At 68.2% G+C, this 17483-nt stretch carries 12 protein-coding genes; 4 read left to right on the forward strand and 8 right to left on the reverse strand.

The window, feature by feature from the left end; genetic code table 11:
* The coding region (locus tag EAF64_RS17130; protein WP_193767739.1) for a cbb3-type cytochrome c oxidase subunit I at positions 1-406 on the forward strand (406 nt) is incomplete at its 5' end.
* On the opposite strand, the gene EAF64_RS17135 is transcribed toward EAF64_RS17130, so the two are convergent.
* Positions 403-987 (reverse strand): VIT1/CCC1 transporter family protein, encoded by a 585-nt coding sequence (locus EAF64_RS17135; protein WP_227739051.1) that lies wholly within the window; start codon positions 985-987, stop codon positions 403-405. The two genes, EAF64_RS17130 and EAF64_RS17135, sit on opposite strands and share 4 nt — an antisense overlap.
* 5 nt (positions 988-992) lie before the next feature.
* Positions 993-1283, reverse strand: a complete 291-nt coding sequence (locus EAF64_RS17140) for a DUF211 domain-containing protein (RefSeq protein WP_129070206.1) — start codon at positions 1281-1283, stop codon at positions 993-995.
* Between the two features lie 111 nt (positions 1284-1394).
* Here EAF64_RS17140 and EAF64_RS17145 point away from each other — a divergent pair, with 111 nt between their 5' ends.
* A complete protein-coding gene (locus tag EAF64_RS17145; protein WP_129070207.1) occupies positions 1395-2255 on the forward strand; it encodes a universal stress protein in 861 nt (286 codons plus the stop codon).
* Positions 2256-2300: 45 nt separating this feature from the next.
* Entirely contained in the window at positions 2301-4052 is a 1752-nt protein-coding gene (locus EAF64_RS17150; RefSeq protein WP_129070208.1) for an alkaline phosphatase D family protein, read from the forward strand.
* Between the two features lie 110 nt (positions 4053-4162).
* Here EAF64_RS17150 and EAF64_RS17155 read toward each other — a convergent pair whose 3' ends face one another.
* The 4 genes from EAF64_RS17155 to EAF64_RS17170 all read right to left on the reverse strand — a co-directional run bounded on the left by EAF64_RS17155 (position 4163) and on the right by EAF64_RS17170 (position 11626).
* The gene (locus EAF64_RS17155) at positions 4163-5101 is read right to left on the reverse strand and encodes a DUF5995 family protein (protein WP_129070209.1); all 939 of its coding nucleotides are present in this window, start codon (positions 5099-5101) and stop codon (positions 4163-4165) included.
* Between the two features lie 69 nt (positions 5102-5170).
* The gene (locus tag EAF64_RS17160; RefSeq protein ID WP_193767740.1) at positions 5171-7492 is read right to left on the reverse strand and encodes a methyl-accepting chemotaxis protein; all 2322 of its coding nucleotides are present in this window, start codon (positions 7490-7492) and stop codon (positions 5171-5173) included.
* Positions 7493-7584: 92 nt separating this feature from the next.
* Positions 7585-11184 (reverse strand): PAS domain-containing protein, encoded by a 3600-nt coding sequence (locus EAF64_RS17165; RefSeq protein ID WP_129070211.1) that lies wholly within the window; start codon positions 11182-11184, stop codon positions 7585-7587.
* A 151-nt stretch (positions 11185-11335) separates the two neighbouring features.
* A complete protein-coding gene (locus EAF64_RS17170; protein ID WP_129070212.1) occupies positions 11336-11626 on the reverse strand; it encodes a cyclase in 291 nt (96 codons plus the stop codon).
* Positions 11627-11749: 123 nt separating this feature from the next.
* On the opposite strand from EAF64_RS17170, the gene EAF64_RS17175 reads away from it, so the two are divergent.
* Positions 11750-12859, forward strand: a complete 1110-nt coding sequence (locus EAF64_RS17175) for a M48 family metallopeptidase (RefSeq protein WP_129070213.1) — start codon at positions 11750-11752, stop codon at positions 12857-12859.
* Between the two features lie 19 nt (positions 12860-12878).
* On the opposite strand, the gene EAF64_RS17180 is transcribed toward EAF64_RS17175, so the two are convergent.
* Both EAF64_RS17180 and mutS read right to left on the reverse strand, forming a co-directional pair.
* Positions 12879-14528: a flavin-containing monooxygenase gene (locus EAF64_RS17180; RefSeq protein ID WP_227739036.1), complete on the reverse strand. Its 1650-nt coding sequence runs from the start codon at positions 14526-14528 to the stop codon at positions 12879-12881.
* A 129-nt stretch (positions 14529-14657) separates the two neighbouring features.
* Positions 14658-17336 (reverse strand): DNA mismatch repair protein MutS, encoded by a 2679-nt coding sequence (mutS, locus tag EAF64_RS17185; RefSeq protein WP_129070214.1) that lies wholly within the window; start codon positions 17334-17336, stop codon positions 14658-14660.
* Between the last annotated feature and the right edge of the window lie 147 nt (positions 17337-17483).

Raw genomic sequence — 17483 nt, forward strand, 5'->3', positions numbered from 1 at the left:
GTACCAGCGCACGCTGGCGAAGTGGCACTTCTGGTTGTCGATGATCGGCACCAACGTCACGTTCTTCGCCATGCTGGCGCTCGGGTACCTGGGTATGCCACGCCGGTATGCCTCCTACGAGCTGGATTCGGCGATCGCGCCGCTTTCCAGTATCACGACGCTACACCAGGTGGCCACGCTCGGTGCACTCTTTCTCCTGATCGGTCAGCTGATCTTCGTCTGGAACGTCGTCCAGTCGTGGCTCGAAGGGCCACAGGTCCGTGACGACGATCCGTGGAATCTCCGACAGAACGGCCTGTTTACCCGCGAATTCGACTGGCTCGGAACGAAAATCGACCGACTGCCGGTGACCGACGGCGGAGACGACGAGTCGGAGACGTCCCCACGGAGTGGTCCGGACGATTAGCCGGGCAAAACGAGATTTAGCAGCGCCACCACTAACCCGGCCAGTCCCATCCGGGCGGCCGAGACGTACCACCGCTGGCCCGAGATCGAGCCCATGTAGGCACCGAACGTGCTCAGGACGCCGACGCCGAGGACGACGGCCACGATGGCCGCCTCGAACATCGTCAGGATCGCGTCCGTCCCGGCGACGACGAACGGCGACAGCGGGACGAGCACCCCGATCAGTGGGCCGAGGCCGCTCGACGTGGCGTGGAGCAGGCGCGCCCCTCGCTGTTGGCTCTCGATGCGCGTGTCGTCGAGGTCGGTCAGCATCGCGCGCTCGATGCGCCTGATCTCCGCGCGCGTCTCGGCGCGTTCGATCTCCCAGACGCTCCAGACGGCCGACGTACCCAGGCCCACCGCCGCGCCCAGGCCGATCTTGACGACGGTGAACCCCTCCGTGACGCCGGAGAGGACCGCGCCGATGACGACGCCGATGCACGTCAGGGTGCCGTCGAACCCGTTGGAGACGAAATACCGCCGCGAGATCGACAGTACGTCCTCGTTGCCCAGCAGGCGACGGACACGCTGGCCCAGCTCCACCGCGATCACCCGTCCTGGTGGGTCGGTCGCTCCTCGACGAGCGTGTCGCCACAGCCCACCTCGTCGACGGAGTGGACGGTCCCACCGAGTTCCTCGACGGTCGATTCGAGGTCGTCGAAGTCCAGATCCGTCCCCTCGACGGTGAGCTTGACGTTCTGCACTTCCTGATCGAGTTCGATCAGCGAGCCGGTAGCGCCCTCGACGCTGTCGACGGCGGCGATCTGTTCGGTGAACGCGAGCAACGACGGTTCGTGTGGCTTCAACACGTCGATGACGAGTCTGCGGACGGCGACCATACCCGGACGTGACACCGCGACGTACCTAAATCCCGACCCCGTCGCCGGGCGACGCGGGGACGCGCCGAATCGGGCTACACCTATACGGCTGCCCGTCGATAGGTGAATACGATGTTCGAACGGATCCTGGTGCCGACCGACCGCAGCGACCCGGCGCGGCGGGCGATCGAACAGGCCGCCGACCTGGCGACCCGATACGGCGCGACCGTCACCGTCTTGAACGTCGTCGACACACGCGAACTCGACGGTGACTCCGAGGACGACGAGCGCACACAGGCAGCCCGGACGGAACTGAAAGAGTCCCTCGACGACGCCGACTTCGACATGCCGATCGAGGCGGTCGTCCGGGCCGGCATCCCGAGCGAGGAGATTCTGGACTACGCCGACGAAGCGGGAGCCGACCTGCTCGTGATGGGGACCCACGGTCGGACCGGCGTGCGCCGCTACCTGCTGGGTAGCGTCGCCGAGAAGGTCGTCCGGCTGTCGGACGTGCCGGTCCTCAGCGTCCACCCCGCGGAGGTCGACGTCGGATCGGTTCCCTACGAGCGCATCCTCGTCCCGACCGACGGGAGCGACGGGGCCAGCGTGGCCGTCGACTGCGCGACGGACCTCGCGACGACCTACGGCGCGGAACTACACGCCGTGTCGGTCGTCGACACCGGTGCGATGGCCCCCGACGTGCAGTTCGACGTGATCATGGACCAGCTCCAGAACCGGGCCCAGACCGCCGTCGAGACCGTGACGGCGGCCGCGAGCAAGGCCGGAGTGGAGGACACGCAGACGGCCATGCTGGAGGGCCGAGCGCACGACGCGATCGAGTCCTACGCCGAGGACGAACGGATCGACCTGATCGTGATGGGGACCCACGGCCGGAGCGGGCTGGACCGGTACCTGCTGGGCAGCGTCGCCGAGAAACTCGTCCGGACGGCCTCGGTCCCCGTGCTCACCGTCCGGATGCCCGACGCGGAGTGACCCGGCGGCCGAAACTCCGATTGCCCCCCGCCGCCCAGGGCGGGTATGGTAGGTCGAGACGCGCTCGACGGGCGCGACGAACCGGCACGCGGCCCCGACGACCACGCCGAACTGCTCTCGGAACTGGACTCCCACGACCTGGCCTTCGCCGTCGCCGCCGAGGAGACCGGCGAGAGCGATCCCTTCGAGTTCGACCCCGACGCCGACCCCGACGACACCTTCCCCCAGTCGGTCGCCAGCGGCGGCCCCACGCCGGAGGGTGTCATCTGCTGGACGCGCGTCGCACCGGACAGTTTCGACCCCGACCGCACGCTCGCCCTCGAAGTCGCGACCGATCCCGGGTTCACCGACCCCGTCTACCGCGGCCTGGTCGACGACGCCGAGTCGATCCTCGCCCACGACTACACTGTCAAAGTCGACCTCGACGGCCACCTCGAGCCCGACAGCGAGTACCACTACCGCTTCGTCTACGACGGCGTCGCCAGCCGACCCGGGCGGTGTCAGACCCTACCTGCGCCCGACGCCTCGCCCGACTCGCTCCGGGTCGCCGTCCTCACGTGTCAGAACTACCTCAACGGCTACTTCCCGGCCTACCACTACGTCGCCGAGGCGGACCTGGACTTTCTCGTCCACCTCGGTGACTTCATCTACGAGTCCGGTGCCGGCGAGTTCAAGGGGCTGGGCTCGCCCGAGTTCGAGGGTCGGGACTTCGACCTCCCCAGCGGCTACGACCGTGTGCGAACCCTCGAGGATTACCGCTATCTCTACCGGACCTACCGTGCCGACGACTTCCTGCAGGCGGCCCTGGAATCCCACACGCTGATCGCCGGCTGGGACGACCACGAGATGGTCAACGACATCTACTGGGACGCCGAGACCGACGCGCCGGCCGGCGACCACCCCCGCGGCGACGACCCGGCGTTCATGACCCAGCTCACCGCCGACGCGATGCACGCCTGGTGGGAGTTCATGCCCGCCCGCATCGACTACGATCCCGCTGGCGACTCCCTGCAGGACCGGTTCCAGCTCTGGCGCGATTTCGAGTTCGGCGACCTCGTGACCCTCGTGCTGACCGACGAGCGGCTCTTCCGGGACCCGCCCCGCGAGGCAATCCCCACGCCCGACAACGTCGGGCCCCACCGCGAACCGCCCGGCCGGACCATGCTCGGTGACGAACAGCGCGAGTGGTTGATCGACACCGTCACCGGATCGGAGACCACCTGGACCGTCTGGGCCGACGAAGTCCTGACCGTGCCCTTCCGGATCGGCTCCGGCCCGCTGTCGGTCTATCCCGTCCAGGGCGGCTGGGACGGCTACACCCGCGAGCGTCAGACCATCTCCGAGGCCATCGCGGCGGCCGACGTGGACAACTACGTCACCCTCACCGGCGACATGCACTGCTACGTCGCCGCGTACGTGCAGGCCTCCTATCCGGGCCGGGTCACCGGTGGCACCGGCGTCGCGCAGGGCGAACCTATCGGCGTCGAGTTCATGACGCCCGCGCTGACCTCGCTCAACGCCGCCGAAGCGCTCCACCTCACCGACGGCGTCCGCGGCAAGATTACCGAACCGCTGGTCTCGAACCTCGTCACCGGCATGAACCCACACATCGAGTTCTTCGACAGCCACAACTGGGGCTACTCCGTCGTCGAGTTCACCCCCGAGGAGTGTACCTACGTCGGCTACTCCGTGGACAAGACCGTCGACTCGCCCGACGCCGACCGCGAGGTCGTCGCCGCCTACCGAGTCCCCGAGGGCGTCGTCAACCTCGTCGATGTGACCGACGAGTACCGGTGACGGTCTCCGCCATCGAGCGCGGCGAGTCCGGCCCCCGTCGATCCGGTTTTATTCACACCTGCCCAACCTGGGGCCACATCTCGTTCACTTCCCGAGAACGGCTCTTTTGATTACGCGACGCCCGCTAGCCCGTCGTCCAGTCGGTCCAGCACGTCGGACAGGTCGGCCCCCTCACGCTCGACCCGTCGTAACTCTGCCAGCACGTCCGGATCGAGCGGCGGTCCGCGGCCGAACGCGGCCCCGCCGGTCGCGGTCGCCCGGAGGACCCACCGCGCCAGCGACACGACCGGCGGGAAGCCCACGTCCGTGAGAACCACGGCGACCCGCCAGGCCTGCTCGCGCCCCTCCCTGAGTCCGAGCAGCGAGAGTCGCTCGTCCAGCCGACCGAGCGCGTCGTCCACGTCCGCGACCCCAGCCGCGTACACCCCGGCTAGCGCGGTCTGCTGGGCGTCGACGAGGCGCGACAGCACCTCGTTCACCGCACGGTGGTCCGCCCGCTTCGCCGCCCTGTCGGGATCGATCCCCACGTCCCGGAGCGTGAGCGCCAGGTCGTAGTTGATGTGGGCGTTGATGCCCAGGAAGGCATCCTGCATCACCAGGGCGTCGTCCCGGATCGCAGTCCCGAAGGCGATCCGCCAGGGGTCGGGCACGGCCCCGAGTTCGCCGCGCTCGAAGGCCAGGAACGCCCGCCGGTAGTAGTTCGCGAACGCCGCGGTGTAGGCCCGCATCCACTCGGCGTCCGCGAAGCCGCCACGCTCGATCCGCGCGCGGATGCGCTCGGTCATGCGGGTGTAGATCGTCAGGAAGACCGCTCGGCGGTCGTCGCGGTCCCGGAGCAGTGTTTCGAGTCGGCGCAGGCGCTCGGCGGCGTCCTCGACCGATCCGAAGGCACCCTGCGCGACGGCGACCAGGCCCTCGTCGGGCGTGTCGGGTGGCTCGTACTGCTCGACGTCGTGACGGAGGGCGCGGACCATCCCCCGGATCCGCCGGGCGTCGAGCAGGCGGGCGACGTCGCCGTACGCCGACACCGTGGGAAGCGGCGCGGTCATCGCTGGAACCTCACAGCGACGACTGATAGCTGTGTGGGAGTGTAGACGGCGTCCGCGAGGCCACCGGTGTCAGCGGTCGGACTCGGTCGCCGGGTCGGGGGCAGGACTCGAACCGCCGTCCGTCTCCGCTGCCGGGGCGGTGTCACTGTCGGCTGCGGTCGGTGGTGAATCGGGCTCTCCTGCCGGTCCGACCTGGCCGGTCGCGTCGATCGTGGTCGAGATCGACGATCCATCCTCGTCGTCGTCGGTCGCCGTCGGGGTCGGTGAGCCGTCCTCGTCGTCACCGTCGACCTCGAAGTCGGCCACGTCGTCGTGGAGTTCGTCCGCGAGTTGTGACAGCTGTTCGATGTTCGCCGCCGCCTCGGACAGCGAGGACGCCTGCTCCTCGGACGCGGCGGACACGTTCGTCGCTTCGGCGGCGGTCTGCTGACTGACGTTCGAGACCTCGTCGACCATCGAGACGACCTCTTCGGCCGAGGCCGCCTGATCGTCCGTCGCGTTACCGATCTCCGTGATGCCGCGTTCGGCTTCGTCGACGGCAGTGGCGATCTCCTCGAACATCTGAACGGCGTTCTGGATCGTGTCGGCACCGGTCCGGACCCGCTCGGTCATCTCCTCGATACCCGCGACGGTCTCGTCGGTCGTCCCCTGGATCGTCTCGATCCGGCTCTCGATCCTGGCGGTCGCGTCGCTGGCCTCACCCGCGAGGGTCTTGATCTCGCTGGCGACGACGCCGAAGCCCTCGCCGGCCTCGCCCGCCCGGGCCGCCTCGATCGAAGCGTTCAGCGCCAGGATGTTCGTCTGTTCGGCGATGTCCGCGATCAGGTCGACGACCTCGCCGATCTCGGCCATCTCGTCGTCGAGCGTCTCGACCTTCCGGGTGGCGCGTTCGGCTTGTGACTCGATCGCTTCGATCTCGGCCGTCGCGGTGGCCGCGTGTTCCCGCCCGGTCTCGCCGCGTTCGACGGCCGTTCCCGCCGTCGCCGACACCTCCTCGGCGGAGGAGGCGATCTCCTCGACGGTCGCCGACACGTCGTTCATCTCGTTGGCGACCGTCTGGAGTCGCTCGCTCTGGACGTCGGTACCCTGTGAGATCTCCTCGATCGACTCGGCGACGTCCTCGCTGGCGGCCTCGATCTCCTCGGCACTGGCCGACACCTGCTCGCTCGACCGCGCCACCTCGTCGGCGATTGCCTGGACACTGCCGATGCTGGCCCGCAGCCGCTCGACGCCCTCGGCGAAGTCACCGAGGACCCGCCCGTACTCACCGGGATAGTCGGTATCGATGGTCCGGTCGAGCCGACCCCGCTTCAGGTCGTCACTGGCCCGCGAGATCTGCTCGAAACTCTCGGACAACCGGTCGGTCCCGCGCTCGAAGTCCGCGAGAATCGCCCCGTACCGGCCGGGTCGGTCGGTGTCGACGGACTGGTCGAGCCGGCCCTGCCGGAACGCCTCGCTGGCGGTTTCGATCTCGTCGAAACTCCCGGTGAGCTGGTCGGTCCCGTCGTCCAGACTCGCCATGATGTCACCGTACGTTCCCGGGTAGTCGGTGTCGACGTCCCGTCGTAACGTCCCGGTTTCGAGGCCGCTGCTGACCGTACGCAGGTCCGTGAACACGCCGTCGAGGATGCGCTCCATGTCGCCGAAGGCGCTCACCATCCGTCCGATCTCGTCGTCCATCTCGCGCTCCTGGGTGTCGGTGTCGAGGTTCCCCTCGCTGATGGCCACGGCGGACTCGGCCAAGCGGTCGAGCGGCGGCGTGATGTGGCGGTCGAGGAGGATGCCGATCCCGAGCGCCGTGAGAAAGGCCACGACCGTGAGCGCGAGCAGTTCCAGCTGTGTCGTCTGCGCGGTGCTGTCGGCAGCCGCGATCTGTGCCTCCATGTCCGCCTGGGCCGCGCGTTCGATCGCGTGGGCCTGTGTCTCCATCTCCGTCCGGAGCTGGTCCATCGCGGCCAACTTCTCGTCGGCGAGTTCGTCGTTGCCGGCCGCTTTCGCCTCGAAGAACTCGGCACCGAGCCGATCGTACTCCTCGTGGGTCTGCTGTAACTCGTCGAGCCGTGTCCGTTGCTCCCCATCGACGTCCATGTCCGTCGAGACGTCCTCGAAGTGTGCCGTGGCGTCGTAGAAGTCCGCACGCGCCCTCGAACGATCGAGCCGTGCGGCCTGTACGGCGACCTGCTGTTTCTCGATGGCGACGACCATCATCGCCGCGTGATCCATGTCCTTCCCGTCCTGGCCGACGGCGTGTACTTCCCGGTCGAGCTCACCGACGCTCTGATACCCGAGCAGCCCCGTCACGCCGACGAGCAGTGCGACGAGGAGAAACGCCGCGAGCAACTTCGGCCGGAGATCCAGCCTATCGATCTTCAGTCGTTCCAGTAGACGCATGCTCGAACCCCACCGTCTACTCATGTCAAAGGAGATACTAACAGGTTAACCCCGAACGACTCGGTGGGGGTTACGTGTCTAACCCTGCGTTCTCAGTAGCGAAAACCGTGCTCCGGATCGAGGACCGTCTCCAGCAGTGTCCGGTGGGCGGCCTGCAGGTGATTGTAGACCGCGGGACTGGAGATCTCGAAACTCTCCGCGAGATCTTCGCCCGTCACTTTGCGCGGCGTCTCGTAGTAGCCGCCGTAGTAGGCCGCGTTGAGGATCTCGTGCTGGCGGTCCGTCAGGCGGTCCGTGACGGTCGCGGTGTCGGTCCCCTCCGGGCTCGTGGTCTGTCGCTGTGCGAGCAGGTCGATGTCCGGGTACCGCGACGTGATCGAATCGAGTAGCGGACGTGGGGACGCGGTCGCGGGTAACGCCACGCGGACCGTCGTCCCGTCGGCCGTCGTCGTCGATTCCAGCAGTCGCCCGCCGTGTTTGACCACGTCCGACGGGAGAAACGGCCGCTTGATCCACAGACTCAACTGTCCGTGCTCGACGGTCCCGAACCACTCGGCGTCGACGACGCTCGCGGTCGACCGCGCCCGTTCGAGTACTCGTTCGGCGTCACCGCGCTCGACAGTCACGAGACAGCGCACCGCGTCGCTCGTACTCTCGGCGACCGTGTCGTACCGGATCGCCGCGTCGGCCTCGGTCGCGAGTCGTTGCAGGGGGTACGTCGCGTCGGACAGCGCGAATTCGAGTTCGAGGAACTCCCGGTTCGTGGCCTCGTAGCGATGTTCGAGGATCCGACTGTAGTTCACCACCAGCGACGTGACGTCGGTGAGGAGGTCCTCGTACAGCTGGCCGAACGCGTCTTCGGTCGCCGAGTACGCCGTCAGCACGCCGTAGAGCACCTCGTCGTAGACTAGCGGAATGCACACGACCGACCTGAGCCCGGCGGAGAGCGCTTCTTTCGCCCAGGCGTCGTCGAGGACGTGCTCTGAGACGTTCGAGAGCGTGTACGTCTCGTGACTCGCGGCCGCCCGCTGTGCGGGGACGCGACCGTCCGACTCGTCGGTCCCGACCGAATCGAGATACCCGCCGTCGTCGCCCGCCCACGCCACCGGTTCGAGGTCCGTGTCCCGTCCCCTCGGCCGCCCGATCCAGACGAAATCGATCGGCTCCGTCCGGCGGAGTTCCTCACACACGCCCGCGTCCAGCGCCGCCTGGCTCTCGCTGTCCGCGATCCGCCGCTGGATCCCCTGGATCACGTCGATCACTCCTCGCAACTCGTCGACTTTCGTCTGCTGGGTCGACAGCTCCCGTGTGATCTCGGTCCGCACTCTGTCGCTGTGGTGGCGCTGGAAGGCCGATTCCGCGTTCGCCGCCGCCACCTCGATGAGGTCCAGGTCCACGTCGTCGAACGCTCTCTCACCGGTGGTGCACGCCAGCGTGACCCCGAAGTCACCGATGGGGACGATCAGCGCCTGGTTCAGCGCGGCGTGCGTGCCGTCTCCGATCTCCCCACCGTCGAAGATGCGGGACTCACCGTTCCGGTAGGCCTCCCAGATCGGGTTCTCCCCCGGATCGACGGGGCCCGGCGCGATCGGAGCGTCGACCGACGACGACCTGGCCGCCGGCTGGAGCCGCCCCGTCTCCTCGTCGAACCGCTTGACGCTGACGTATCCGAACCCGAAGGCACGTTCGACGAACTCGACCAGGAAGGTCGCGATCTCCGGGAGCGAACTCGGCGGGTAGAACTCGCGCGTCGCGGTGTGCAGTTCCCGCAGGACGCGCTCCCGTTTCTCGAGTGCCCCCACCCGTCGCTTGCGGTCGGTGACGTCCGTCGTGACCCCGACCATTCGCTGTCCGTCCGTGTCGTCGAGGACCTTCCCCCGAGCGTGGACCCAGCGGTCGCCGCGTCCGGTCCGGACTCTGTACTCCACGTCGAACCGCGCTCCGTCCTCCCGTGCGGCCCGCAGTCCGTCCTCGACGGCCGGTCGGTCCGCCGGGTGAATCCGCTCCATGTACGTCTCGAGGCTGTCGGTCCCCGGATCGACGCCGAACAGATCGGTGATCGTTCCGAAGGGCCTGAGGGTGTCGCCATCCTCGAGTACCCAGACGCCGGTCTCGGTCTCCTCCAGGGCGATGTGCAGGCGCTGTTTCGCCTCGCGCAACTCCCGCTCGCGGCGCTCTTCGGTCGTGATGTCCTGTGACATGCCCATCGCGGCGAAGACCCGACCGTCGTCGCTGCGGACCGGGACGATCCGGAATCGGTAGTCGCGGTCACCGATCGATCCGGTGAACGTCCTGTGTTCTCCGTCGAGTGCGGCGGCGTAATTCGGCACCAACAGCGTGGCGAGGTCCGACGGCAGGGCCGTCTCGACGGACCGTCCCACCAGTTCGGACGGGGTCGTGCTCGCCTCTTCGATCGGTGTCCCGCCGACGGTCGTGTACCGGAGGTCCGCGTCGACCAGCGCGACCGCGCCGTTGGGGACGTTCTCCACGAGCGTCCGGTACCGGTTCCGGGACTCCTCGAGCTTCCGCTCCCGGGTCTTCCGGTCGGTGATGTCCTGGATGGTACCGCGCGCACCGACCAGGCGCCCCTCCTCGTCGGTCCAGGGCTTGCCGATCGACCGGACCCACCGCACTTCGTCGCTGGCGGTCACGATTCGCAACTCCAGATCGTAGCGCTCGCCGTCGCGTGCGAGCGCCTCGTAGGCCCGTTCCATCCGCCCACGGTCCTCGGGGTGGTAGAACGCCAGTCCGCTGTCGACAGACGGCTCGTAGTCCGTCGGCAGGTCGTGGATGCGGTAGACCTCGTCCGTCCAGGTCAGCGTCTCAGACCGGAAGTCGACCTCCCATCCGCCGACGTCGGCGACGGCCTGTACGTCCCTGAGGAACTCCCTGTTCCGCCGGAGTTCCCGTTCCCGAGCTTTCCGGTCGGTGATGTCCTGTGTCACCCCGATCGCCGCACAGACGCTCCCGTCCTCGGTCGACACGGGATGCGTCCGATGGACGAGGACCCGATCCGCCACCGTCGTCTCGGTCGTCACCGACTCGCCAGCGAGCGTTCGGCGGTACGTCTCCACGAACTCCGTCCGGTCACCCGACGTGACGTCGCTCACCTTCGCCCCCTCGACGCTCCGTGGCGTCTCCGGTAGTCCGTCGAACAACTCCCCGCGGGCCAGCCGGTACCGGAGCGACTCGTCGACGAGCGTGACGGCTCCGTTCGGAAAGTGATCGAAGAGCGTCTCGTACCGCTGATCGTCTACGGGACGATCCGAGACGTGCCGCTCCGTCACGTCGACGAACTGGTCGATGCGTCCGCCGGCGAGCGGTCCCGTCGATACCTCGTGGCCGTGATGCCGGACCCATCGCTCCTCGCAGGTTTCTGTCGCCAGTACGTGATAGCAGGTGCCGTCCGGTCCGCACCCGTCGTTCGAGGCGGGGAACCGGGCCGGCGCTTCGAGTCGGGGCCGGATCCACGACTCGAGCACCGCCGTGCGCTCGGTCCCGACGGCCTCCTCGGCGTCGAAGCCGAAGTACTCGCCGACGCGATCGCCGGCCCAGGTCACGGTGTCGTCGGCGTCGGTGACGACGACACCGGTGTCGGCGGCCCCGAACAGCGACCGGACGAGATCCGGGTCACTGGCGAGCGATCGTAGCGGCGACGCGGCGGACTTCTCTCTCGTGTGTTCGTCACTCATTCGTCTCCACTCCAGTCTGTCTCTCGACGCTGCTCTGGTGAGAGACGCGGGTAAAGTACAAAAACCCGTGCCCCGATCCACTGGTCGACAGGCCGGCTCCTGGGTGGGAATCGTACGGTGACGCCGGCACCAGCCGCCGTCGCGAGCCGACTCACGCGTCCTGCTCGTGGACCTTCGCTAGCACCGCCGACGCCGCCACCGAGACGACGCCGGCCGATTCGAGCGTCTCGGCGAACGCCTCGGAGTCGTAGTAGGAGAGCGCCTCGGCCAGTCGGTCGTCGGCGACTTCCTGCAGGACGACGACGGTGTTCTCGTCGTCGGCCGGCCGGAACGCCTGCGTACCCAGCGACCCGTGGGCCGCCCGCCGATCGGCGTTGTCCTCGTGGTGGCGCTCCCACTGCCCGTAGTCCTCGATCTCGTGTTCCGCGTAGATGTACGCCATACCGACCGTGCGAGCGGCAGGGACAAAGGCTGTGGCCTCGCCGACCGGAGCGAGCGCCCGGGTCGGCCGAGAACGTGACACGCGAGCGGAAAGATTGAGGGCGCGGAGCGCGAAAACACGGGTATGGTGACGGATCTGGGTGAGACGGTCGGCTCGGCAACACGGGTCGCGGCCGCAGGAGTGGTGTATCTGGTGACCGTCCTCGTCGCGGTCGTGCTGCCGGTCTCCCTGTTCGCGGCGGCGATCACGTACGCGGGGGTGGCCAACGCCGAACGGGACCTCGGACTGGCCTTCACCGTCGGCTTTTTCATCCTGTTGACGCTGGTAGTGCTGGCCATCCTCGTCCGCCGAAACGGTCCGGGCGTTCGCCGACGGTTGCGGCGGGAGCCCGGGCGGTACCTCGCTGGCCGCCCGCCGGCGACGAACGGTGCCGAAGCGACCGCGGCCGCGACGCTTCGTCGCCTCGCCCAGCAGGTCACCCTCCCGGTGCCGGCGCTGCGCGTCGTCGAGACCGACGCTCCGCTTTGTTACTCGCTCCGGTGGACCGTGTCGGACCCCGAGGCCGTCGACGAGGCCGTCGGTTCGGGGGTGCTCGGCCCACCCGCCGACGGTCACGGAGACGACGACTGGGACGTGGCGGTTTTCGACACCGTGGATCCCGTGCCGCTGCTGGACGACGGCGGTCCGGGGCTCCCGGCACCGCTCGCGGCCGAGACCGTGATCGTCGTTTCGACCGGTTCGCTGGACGCCCTCGACGAGACGGAGACGCGGGCCGTGCTGGCCCACGAAGTCGCCCACCTCCGGAACGGCGATCCGGGGCTGGTCGCCCGGCTCCTGTGGCCGCTGTTCTGGACGCGCAACCTCGTTGCGGGCACGCAGTCACACCCTGAGATCGACGCCGGTATCGACCGGCCCGACCTCGACGTGGCGCTGTTGCGCGTCCTCGCCGCGGTGGTCCGGCCGCTGGGTTGGCTCGCCGTCGTGATCGTCACGCGGGACCGGGAGCGCCGCGCCGACGACGGTGCCGCCGCCATCACCGGCGACCCGGCCGCGCTGGCCAGCGCGCTCGAAACCCTCTCGGACCCGTCACGACCGACCGTCGACCTCCGTGCCGCCTCGGCGCTGAACGTCCTCCCGCAGACCCGCCCCGACGCCGGACGCCTCGCCCGGGCGTCCCACCCGGCCACGACGGCGCGAATCGAGCGACTGCGGGCGATGGCGGCGGCCGCCTGAGACCGGGAACCCGTCGGTGTTAACCCGACGCGCGTTCGAGTTCGAAGCCGTCGTAGTCGTCGCGGGCGACCCGGGCACAGATCTCCCGGTAATTGTCGAGGCCGCCGGGGAAGGGGGTGAACACCTGCGTCTTCCCGGGGACGTTCGCGCCGCGGTACCAGGACTTGGCCTGGGAGAACAGCATGTTCTCGGCCAGCATGTTGGTGTTCTGGACCCACTGGTCTTCGGATTCCCGACGCGCCTCGATGCGGTCGTAGCCGTGCTCGTCCATGTACCTGATGCAGTCGGCGATCCACTCGACGTGTTGCTCGATGGACAGCGGCATGTTCGTCAGCACGGACGGGCTCTGTGGCCCGGTGATCGTGAACAGGTTCGGGAACCCGCTGGTCATGAGGCCGAGGTAGGTCCGCGGTCCGGCCTCCCACTTCTCTTCGATGGTCTGGTCGTTCTTCCCCTCGATGTCCATCGCGAGGATCGCGCCGGTCATCGCGTCGAACCCGGTCGCGAACACGAGCACGTCGAGGGGGTAGTGATCGGCCGTGGTCCGGATTCCGTCGGCCGTCACCCGTTCGATGGGGTGCTCGTCCACGTCCACGAGGGACACGTCGTCGCGGTTGTAGGTCCCGTAGTAGTCGTTGTAATCCATCGGCGGGCGCTTCGAGCCGTAGGGGTGGTCCGTCGGGACGAGTTTCTCGGCGGTCTCGGGGTCGTCGACTTTCCCGCGGATCTTCTCGCGGATGAACGCCGAGACCACCTCGTTCAACTCGGGGTTCGACAGGATCGACCCCGGCTCGAAACTGTGGAGAAAGCGGAAGCCGCCTTGCTGCCAGCGCTCCTCGAGAACGTCCCGGATCTCGTCCTCGGAGAGCCCGTAGTCGGTCTCGTGTTCGTGGTCGAACGGCATGCCCAGGCGGGAGTCCCGGGCCTGCTCCCAGATGTCGTCGTAGTTCTCGCGGATCTCGTCGTACTCGTCGTCCTCCAGCGGCCGGTTCCGGGCCGGCACCGCGTAGTTGGGCGTCCGCTGGAAGACGGTCAGGTGGTCGGCCTGGCCGCCGACCTCCGAGATGAACTGGATGCCGGTCGAGCCGGTGCCGATCACGCCGACGTGGTCGTCGCCGAAGTCGATCTCCCCGTCGGGCCACCGCGCCGTGTGGTACCACTCGCCCTCGAACGCGTCGAGCCCGTCGAAGTCCGGCAGGAACGGCTCGGAGAGACACCCGACCGCGGTGACGAAGTATCGGGTCGTGACACGCTCGCCGTCGGCCAGCTCGACGCTCCAGGTCGCCGTCTCGTCGTCGTAGGTCGCCGACGTGACCTCCCGCTCGAACGCGATATTTCGGTGCAGATCCAGCCGGTCGGCCACCCACTGCAGGTAGTCGAGGATCTCGGGCTGTTCCGGGTAGCGCTCGCTCCACTCCCACTCCCGGTGCAGACCCTCGTCGAAGGAGAAGCAATAGATGTGGCTCTCACTGTCACAGCGGGCACCCGGGTACGTGTTCCAGTACCACGTCCCGCCGACTTCCGCGCCTTTCTCGTAGACGCGGACGTCCAGCCCCTGTTCGCGCAGTTTGTGCAACATGTAGAGCCCGGAGAAACCCGCGCCGATCACGACGGCGTCGACGTCGACGTTCCCGTCCCCCCCGTCCGTGTCTGTCTCAGCGGCTGACACTGTGTATCACTGCCCATATCCAATGGCTGGCACCAATTAAAGCCACTCCACCAGAACATCGGACGTATATCAGTGGGCGGCGAGCGGACCGGCCATCCCACCCGCCTCGCGAGACGCCGCCGGCACGCTTCAGTCGTCGTCCCCGTCGAGTTCCGCTTGCCACTCCTGGACTCTCGTCATCAACTCGACCGGTGGCGTCTCGTTCACGTCGAGGTCCCGCAACTGGTCGAGCACCGCCTCGACCTCGGGGTCGAGCGCCGAATCGTCTGCACTCTCGCCGGCCGCTTCCCCGCCGTCGGCCGTCGCTCGTTCGTCCGCGGCCGCCGCTCCCTCGAAACTCCCCGACGAGAGATCGAAGACGGCCTGGACCGGTTCGCCGCCGCCGCTGCCTTTCGCCTCGATGGCCTCCTCCTCGCGGAGCCGCTCCAGCACGTCCCGCGAGCGCTCGACGACCGGGTCGGGGACGCCGGCCAGGTCCGCGACGTGAATCCCGTAGGACCGGTCGGTCGGGCCGTCCCGCACGGTCCGCAGGAAGGTCACGTCGCCGTCCGACTCGTCTGCAGCCACGTGGACGTTGGCCACTCGCTCCAGGTGGTCGGCCAGCCCCGTGAGTTCGTGGTAGTGGGTCGCGAAGAGGGTCTTCGCACGGACCTGGTTGTGGATGTACTCCGTCGCGGCCCACGCGATAGAGATGCCGTCGTAGGTCGCGGTTCCGCGGCCCACCTCGTCGAGGATCACCAGCGATTCGTCGGTCGCCGAGTGCAGGATGTTGCTCAACTCCTGCATCTCGACCATGAACGTCGAGCGGCCCTGGGCCAACTCGTCTAGCGCGCCCACGCGGGTGAAGATCCCGTCGACCAGCCCGACCCGTGCCGACTCCGCGGGGACGAAACTCCCGACCTGTGCGAGCAGGGTGATCAGCGCCGCCTGGCGCATGTAAGTGGACTTCCCGCTCATGTTCGGCCCCGTAACGATCAAGAAGCGCCGGTCGTCGTCCATCGCGAGGTCGTTGGGGACGAACGAGGTGGTCTGTTCGACGACGGGGTGGCGACCCTGCCGGATGTCCAGGTCCCGGCCCTCGACCAGTTCCGGCCGGGTCCAGTCGTTGCGGACGGCGTGGGCTGCGAGACTCCCGAGTGCGTCGAGTTCCGCCAGCGCCCGCCCCACGTCCTGCAGGAGCGTCGCCCGGTCGGCCACCCGTTCCCGGAGGTCCTGGAACAGTTCGTACTCCAGGTCTCCCCGTTGCTCCTCCAGGCGCAGGATCTCCCGTTCTTTCGCCTCCAGTTCGGGAATCGTGAACCGCTCGGAGTTTTTCAGCGTCTTGATCGCCTCGTACGCGTCGGGCACGTCGTCGGCCTCGCTCTTGCCGACCTGGATGTAGTATCCATCAGTTTTGTTCCGGTCGACCTGCAGGTGGGTGATGCCGTGACGCTGTTTCTCCCGCCGATCGAGCGTCTCGATCCACTCTTTGGCGGCCTCGTGTCGCTCGATGATCTCGTCGAGTTCGTCGTCGTACCCCTGCTGGAACAGGCCGCCCTGCGTGACCGTACCGGGCGGATCGTCGGTCAGGGCCTCGTCCAGTTCGGCGGCGAGGTCGGCGGCGGCATCCCGGTCGGCCCCGGCGACGATGTCGCTCAGCGGCGATTCCGCCAACCGTTCGGTCCCGTCGATCACCTCGGCCGCCCGGGGCAGGAGTGCGAGCGTCTCGGCGACCCGCAGGAGGTCGCCCGCGTCGGCGCTCCTCGAGGCCGCCCGGCTGGCCAGCCGTTCGAGGTCGTACGCGCCGCCGAGGACTTCCCGGAGTTCCTCGCGGGCCATGGCGGCCTCGGTGAGGGCCGCGACCGCGGACTGCCGTCGCTCCAGTTCCCGGCGGGACCGCCGCGGTCTGACGAGCCACTGCTGGAGGAGCCGCCCACCCGCGCTGGTGACGGTGTGGTCGACGGTCGCGAACAGGGAGCCCGACCGGTCGCCCTGCATAGTTTCGGTGAGTTCGAGGTTGCGCTGGGTCGTCGCGTCCAGTTCGACGTGGTCGCTCCCGCTGTAGGTCTGCAGGCGTGTTACCGAGGCCAGCGCGCCCTGGCCGGTCTCTTCGACGTAGGCAAGCACCGCGCCGGCCGCCCGGATCGCCGCCGTGTCGTCGTCGATGCCGACGCTCTCGGTGGTATCGTCGCCGAACTGCTCGCGGACAGTGTGACGAGCCCGTCCCGGTGCGAACGACTCCGCCGCGTGCAGGGTCAGCGTCGCCGTCGTCCGCTCGCGGACCCGGTCCAGCAGAGCCTCGTCGGCCCGCACGTCCGGGCCGGGCAGCACCTCCGCGGGGTCGAACTTGTACAGTTCCGTCAGGAGCGCCCCCTCACTGTCCTCGCCGTCGACGCTGGTCACGAAGAACTGTCCCGTCGTCACGTCCGCGGCGGCGACGCCGTAGCCGTCGTCCTCGCGGACGACGGCGGCGAGATACTGGGCGTCGTCGTCGGTCGTCTCGATCAGCGTCCCCGGCGTCACGACGCGGGTGATCGCCCGCTCGTGGCCGTCCGCTGTCTCGTGCTGGTCCGCGACCGCCACCCGGTAGCCGCGCTCGACCAGCGCCGTCAGGTAGGGCGTGAGGTCGTCGACCGGAACGCCAGCCATGGGATAAGACGACCCGTGCGAGGACTTCTGTGACACCTTGAGATCCAGTTCGTCGGCCACGGTCTCGGCGTCCTCGCCGAAGAACTCGTAGAAGTCGCCACACTGCATCGCCAGCAGATCCGCCTCCGTCTCCTCTTTGAGGGCGAGAAACTCCCCGACGATACCCGTCGCCTCGGTCATACCTCTCCGTGGGAGCGACACCGGATAAAACGCTGTGGGTCCGGCCGCGGGCGCAGTATAATTTCAACAACGAAAAAACGTAATAAATAAACTCCCTACCGGGTCGAGGGGCCGGGGCGCCACCGGATCGCCTTCGAGTACCCGCCG

It is taken from the genome of Halorientalis pallida (genome assembly GCF_004118325.1).
GTDB classification, from domain to species: domain Archaea; phylum Halobacteriota; class Halobacteria; order Halobacteriales; family Haloarculaceae; genus Halorientalis; species Halorientalis pallida.

Bases quoted from the DNA above. Each gene is read 5' to 3' on its own strand.
- EAF64_RS17160 (WP_193767740.1), bottom strand. From the start codon at position 7,492: ATGCGTCTACTGGAACGACTGAAGATCGATAGGCTGGATCTCCGGCCG.
- mutS (WP_129070214.1), bottom strand. From the start codon at position 17,336: ATGACCGAGGCGACGGGTATCGTCGGGGAGTTTCTCGCCCTCAAAGAG.
- EAF64_RS17145 (WP_129070207.1), top strand. From the start codon at position 1,395: ATGTTCGAACGGATCCTGGTGCCGACCGACCGCAGCGACCCGGCGCGG.
- EAF64_RS17140 (WP_129070206.1), bottom strand. From the start codon at position 1,283: ATGGTCGCCGTCCGCAGACTCGTCATCGACGTGTTGAAGCCACACGAA.
- EAF64_RS17155 (WP_129070209.1), bottom strand. From the start codon at position 5,101: ATGACCGCGCCGCTTCCCACGGTGTCGGCGTACGGCGACGTCGCCCGC.
- EAF64_RS17165 (WP_129070211.1), bottom strand. From the start codon at position 11,184: ATGAGTGACGAACACACGAGAGAGAAGTCCGCCGCGTCGCCGCTACGA.
- EAF64_RS17170 (WP_129070212.1), bottom strand. From the start codon at position 11,626: ATGGCGTACATCTACGCGGAACACGAGATCGAGGACTACGGGCAGTGG.
- EAF64_RS17175 (WP_129070213.1), top strand. From the start codon at position 11,750: ATGGTGACGGATCTGGGTGAGACGGTCGGCTCGGCAACACGGGTCGCG.
- EAF64_RS17150 (WP_129070208.1), top strand. From the start codon at position 2,301: ATGGTAGGTCGAGACGCGCTCGACGGGCGCGACGAACCGGCACGCGGC.